The sequence below is a fragment of the Streptococcus sp. C150 genome, from assembly GCF_000187445.1.
Classification (GTDB): domain Bacteria; phylum Bacillota; class Bacilli; order Lactobacillales; family Streptococcaceae; genus Streptococcus; species Streptococcus raffinosi.
In genome coordinates this window covers 1,114,078-1,120,073 of record NZ_GL698449.1, presented here as the reverse complement: position 1 = coordinate 1,120,073, position 5,996 = coordinate 1,114,078, and the positions used below count along the sequence as shown (strand labels likewise).

The window sequence follows — 5,996 nt, the reverse complement described above, 5'->3', positions numbered from 1 at the left end:
CAGAATCAGTAAGTGCGTCTGAGTCAGCCTCTGCATCAGAATCAGTAAGCACATCAGCTTCAGCCTCTGCATCAGAATCAGCAAGCGTATCAGCTTCAGCCTCTGCATCAGAATCAGTAAGTGCGTCTGAGTCAGCCTCTGCATCAGAATCAGCAAGCACATCAGCTTCAGCCTCTGCATCAGAATCAGCAAGCACATCAGCTTCAGTATCTGCATCAGAATCAGTAAGTGCGTCTGAATCAGCATCTGCATCAGAATCAGCAAGCGTATCAGCTTCAGCCTCTGCATCAGAATCAGCAAGCACATCAGCTTCAGTATCTGCATCAGAATCAGTAAGTGCGTCTGAGTCAGCCTCTGCATCAGAATCAGCAAGTACATCAGCTTCAGTATCTGCATCAGAATCCGTAAGCGCCTCTGAGTCAGTTTCTGCATCAGAATCAGCAAGCACTTCAGAATCAACTTCTGTATCTGAATCAGTATCAGCTTCTGAATCATACTCTGCATCTGCTAGTCTTTCAGTTTCAGCTTCTACATCAACTTCAGTTTCAGAATCACTTTCTAGCTCAGAATCTACATCTGTATCAGTTTCTCAATCATTGTCTGAAAGTGAAACTCCTAAAGTTGGTGAAGTTATCATCACTTACATCCGTGAAAATGATGGTAAAGAAATTCAAAAACCTCGTCAAGATACACCAAACTCACCATATGACACACCATATAACACAACTGAGGAAGGTGAAAAACCTAACACAATTAAGACTCCAGATGGTAAGACATACAAGATCGTACCAAAAGGTGACTACCCAGTAGGTAAAGTTGACGGTAACGGACACCTTGAATCATCAGATCCAATTAAAGGTAAAGTTGATAAACCTAAATCAACAATCACTTACGTTTATAAAGAAGTGAAGGGTAATGTTTACGTTCACTATGTTGATGTTAATGGTAACAAGATTAAAGACGATGTGACTGATGAAAAAGATCAACCAGTTGATAAAGACTACGACACAGTTATTGACAACCGTCCAAAAGAAATCGAATTCCAAGGTAAGACATACGAATTGGTACCAGCTGGTAACTACAAAGTAGGTAAAGTAGATGAACAAGGTCACTGGAATGGTGATGATGCTACAACAGGTAAAGTCATCGAAGGTGATAAGAATGTTACTTACGTATACCAACTCAAAGAACAACCAGCACAACCTAAGGGTAATGTATACGTTCACTACGTAGATACTGAAGGTAATATCATTAAAGATACAGTAACTGATGAATTGGCTCAACCAGTTGGTAAAGACTACGACACAGTTATTGACAACCGTCCAAAAGAAATCGAATTCCAAGGTAAGACATACGAATTGGTACCAGCTGGTAACTACAAAGTAGGTAAAGTAGACGAACAAGGTCACTGGACAGGTGATGATGCTACAACAGGTAAAGTTGTCGAAGGTGATAAGAACGTTACTTACGTTTATAAACTTAAAGAAGATCCAACGAAACCTAAAGAAGGTGACGTCATCATCACTTACGTAAACGAAAAAGGTAAGGAAATCAAGAAACCTCGTCAAGACACACCAAACTCACCATATGACACTCCATATAACACAACTGAGAAAGGTGAAAAACCTAAGACTATCAAGACTCCAGATGGTAAGACATACAAGATCGTACCAAAAGGTGATTACCCAGTAGGTAAAGTTGATAAGGATGGACACCTTGAATCTTCTGACCCAACTAAAGGTAAAGTTGAGAAACCTCGTTCAATCGTCACTTATGTTTATAAAGAAGTGAAAGGTGACGTTTACGTTCACTATAAAGATACTGAAGGTAACACAATCAAGACTGACGTTACTGATGAAAAAGATCAACCAGTCGACAAAGACTACGATACAGTTGTAGATAACCGTCCAAAAGAAATCAAATACAATGGTAAGACATATGAATTGGTTCCAGCTGGTAACTACACTGTAGGTAAGGTTGATGGACAAGGTCACCTTGAGTCATCAGACGCTACAACAGGTAAAGTTGTTGAAGGACGTAAAGATGTTACTTACATCTACAAACTCAAAGAACAACCAGCACAACCTAAGGGTAATGTATATGTTCACTACGTAGATGAAAATGGTAACACAATCAAACAATCTGTTACAGATGAATCTAAGCAACCAGTAGGTAAACATTATGATACAGTAATCGATAACCGTCCTAAGACAATCGTTACTGCAGATGGTAAAGTCTATGAATTGGTACCACAAGGTAACTATCCAGTAGGTAAAGTTGATGGTGATGGTCACTTGACTACAACTGACCCAGTAACTGGTAAAGTTATCGAAGGTGATAAGAACGTTACTTACGTTTACAAACTTGTCGATACAACTCCAGAAAAACCAGTGACACCAACTCCTGGTAAACCTGAACAACCAACTCCAGCTAAACCAGTTGATCCAGCTCCTAAAGCTCCAGCTAAAGCAGCTCCTGTAACTCCAGCTAAACCAGCTTCAGAAATGACACAATTGCCAAATACTGGTGAAGAGTCTAACGTAGCTGCTACAGCAGCTCTAGGTTTGCTTGCAACTGCATCTGGCTTGGCTCTTGCGGCAAAACGCAAAAAAACTGAGGAATAATATTTCCTCGACTTACCTCCCTAAAACTTTTGAGTGACTAGTCCTAATAAAACACTAACTACTCTTAAGAAAGAATAAGCCGATTGGCTTCGTTCTAAAAAGACACATTCCAAATTGGAGTGTGTCTTTTTGTGATTATGAGATTAACCTAAAGGATTAGAATTTGTCTGCTATTTAGCGTAATCAAGCCTATCTTGAAAGGCAATACTGTTAAAGAAAGAAATTATCTCTCTAGAATTTCAAGAAATCTTTAAATTTCATTTTATAAACTAGTGAATGACTGAAAATAGTGTGAAATCAATGTCTTTAAGGTGTTAATTGAATGAAGTGTTTGCAATTTTATTTAAGGAATATATGACAAAAAATTAGAACTTACAACAATTTTGTGATAAAATTTAACTACGTGTTTTTACACTAACATCTAGAATGGAGCAGATATGTTTTTTAGAAGAAACGAAGGGGAATATCGCGAAACAGATCGTGTGACTCGTTTTAAATTAATCAAATCAGGGAAGCAATGGCTTCGTGCAGCGACATCAAACTTTGGACTTTTCAAAGTTGTTAAAGGTGGCGCAGACGCACCGTCAGTTTCAGCGCAAAGTGTTGAGGAGAAAACACCTCTTATCTCAGGTCAAGCCCTTCTTAAAGGGATTGCAGCAGCAGGTGCGGTGGCAGGTGGTGCAGTAGCTACTTACACTGCTCAAGCCGAAGAAACGGCAACACCGGCCTTAGAGAGTCAATTAACTGGAAATCATGATGTAACAGCCAATTCTGAGTCTGTTGTCTTGAGTGCAGCTCCAACATCGGAAGCTTCAGTAGCACCATCAACTAGTCAAGAGTCTACAAGCTCTTCAGTTGACATTCAAGCAAGCACAGATGCTTCAGTATCATTGTCACAATCTGTATCAACAGAATTATCACAATCTATTTCTGAATCTGTATCACTTAGCAAAGAGCGGTCAACCTCCGCTATTCAGTCACATACTGAAAGCACAAGTGGTTCAGCTTCACATTCAGAATCAGCAACTTCAACAGTAGCGACTGCATCAGAAACAGCGACTCAAGAAGATGAAAAAACGATCTTGGATCAAAACGTTTCAGAAGCAGAATTGCTCGTTAATATTGCTAAAGATTACCAAGCAAAATTAACAGACACAGCTGCCAAAGCTGAAATTCAAACAGCTATCACAACAGTTCAAGAAGAAGTCACTAAATCAACAACATTGCTTGCTGCATCAGCAACAAATGCTGCTTATGCAGAACAACGTGAACGTCTTGGTAACGCCGTTGAGGGGCTGATGACTAAGATTACAAATGCAGGTTTTACTGGTAATTCAGTAGTTAACGGTGTTGCAGCAGTTACTGCACAGTTGGATGCTGTGGCTAGAGGTGCTTATGACACTAATGCGTCACTTGGTGAGGCTACCTATAAGCAAAAAGCAAATCTTATTGTTACGAATAAAAACCAAGCAAGTTATTTCAAAACCACTGGAACAGCAAGTCTCAATGATGGAACGGTGACCTTGACTCAAAATACCGGTGGACAAGCAGGTGCTTATACCCTTAAAACCAAGGTGGATATGAATGAAAGTTTCACCTTAACAGGTAAAATCAACCTTGGTGATGCCTACGAGGGTAATAGTTCTGCTGGACACTATGGTGGTGACGGTATTGCGGCTATCTTTTCGACGGGTAAAATCGGTGAAATCGGTAATGCCAATGGAAATGGTTCTGGTGCCAGTCTTGGTATGGGAGGAACAAACCTTAAACGTTCCTTTGGATTTAAATTGGATACTTGGCATAATACGTCTCAGCCTAATAGCAGTCAGTATGCTAACGCAGATCCTGCAAAAGTTAGAAACTCAGCTTTTGGGGCCTTTGTTACTACGTCAAATACTGGGGTAGCTACAACAGATACAATTAGTGCTGAAAAATTACAGACACTTCCAACCGATAATACGCTTAAAGACTATGTTGTTTCATATAACGGTTCGACCAAAGTTATGACAGTAACTTATGCCGGTCAAACTTGGTCTAAGAATATTCAAAGCTATTTGAATGCCAGTCGTGCTACAACTGGTCAAAGATCTGGGCAAGAAGAGTTGGCCTTTGCCCTCTTTGCTTCAACGGGTTCAGGAACAAACTTACAACAATTTAATCTTGAAAGATTTGACTATTCTGCAAGAGGGGCCTATGTAACGGTAAAATTTATTGATGCAGACACTGGTGAGGAAATTCCAGGTAAAGATGAAGTCTTGATTCAAGAAGAAGCTGGAACAACGGTGAATCTGTCATCCTATCTCAGCATTGATGGTTATGAGTTGAGGGCAACTAATGTTGCGACAGCAAAAGGTTTTGTTTCAGATAACACAGTTAGAGTCCTTGAAGGTAGTCAAGGAATCACCTATTCATTCCATAAGATTAAACAAAGTGAAAGCCTATCAACTTCTACATCGCTCTCAGAAAGCACACGTGAGAGCATTGTTAAGTCTGAATCGGAATCTTTAAGGGAATCCGAATCCGCTTCAACGAGTGAACGGAAATCAGAATCATTGAGAAAGTCTGAGTCAGCATCAGTATCTGCGTCCGAATCCAACAAGCTTTCAGCGTCAGAAAGTGCATCAGTAAGTGAATCACAGTCAGAATCTAATTCGCTTTCAGCGTCAGAGAGTGCTTCAGTGTCTGAATCACAGTCAGAATCAAATTCGCTATCAGCGTCAGAAAGTGCTTCAGTAAGTGAATCACAGTCAGAATCTAACTCGCTATCAGCGTCAGAAAGTGCTTCAGTAAGTGAATCACAGTCAGAATCTAACTCGCTATCAGCGTCAGAGAGTGCATCAGTGTCTGAATCACAGTCTTTGTCAAATTCCCTTTCATCGTCAGAGAGTGCATCAGTGTCTGAATCACAGTCTTTGTCAAATTCACTCTCATCGTCAGAAAGTGCGTCGGTATCTGAATCACAGTCAGAATCCAATTCCCTTTCAGCGTCAGAAAGTGCGTCGGTATCTGAGTCACAGTCTGAATCCAATTCCCTTTCAGCGTCAGAAAGTGCGTCCGTGTCTGAATCACAGTCAGAATCCAATTCCCTTTCAGCGTCAGAAAGTGCGTCCGTGTCTGAATCACAGTCAGAATCTAACTCGCTTTCATCGTCAGAGAGTGCATCAGTGTCTGAGTCACAGTCTTTATCCAATTCGCTTTCGGCTTCAGAGAGTGCGTCAGTGAGCACATCTCAATCCGAGTCCAACTCGCTTTCAGCATCAGAAAGTGCTTCAGTAAGTGAGTCACAATCCGAGTCAAATTCTATTTCGGCATCAGAGAGTGCTTCGGTGTCTGAGTCACAGTCTCTATCCAATTCGCTTTCAGCGTCAGAAA

At 40.6% G+C, this 5,996-nt stretch carries 2 protein-coding genes and 1 pseudogene; 2 read left to right on the top strand and 1 reads right to left on the bottom strand.

Annotation, left to right across the window (positions count from 1 at the left end):
- Positions 1 to 448: pseudogene (locus HMPREF0848_RS10930) on the bottom strand (hypothetical protein); the annotation flags it as partial.
- A 148-nt stretch (positions 449 to 596) separates the two neighbouring features.
- On the opposite strand from HMPREF0848_RS10930, the gene HMPREF0848_RS05095 reads away from it, so the two are divergent.
- Together HMPREF0848_RS05095 and HMPREF0848_RS10720 are read left to right on the top strand one after the other, a co-directional pair.
- Positions 597 to 2,624 carry a MucBP domain-containing protein gene (locus HMPREF0848_RS05095; RefSeq protein WP_037608971.1) on the top strand — a complete coding sequence of 676 codons (2,028 nt, stop codon included), beginning with the start codon at positions 597 to 599 and terminating at the stop codon, positions 2,622 to 2,624.
- A gap of 437 nt (positions 2,625 to 3,061) precedes the next feature.
- A partial coding sequence (locus HMPREF0848_RS10720; protein WP_037608969.1) for an accessory Sec-dependent serine-rich glycoprotein adhesin occupies positions 3,062 to 5,996 on the top strand: 2,935 nt, incomplete at its 3' end.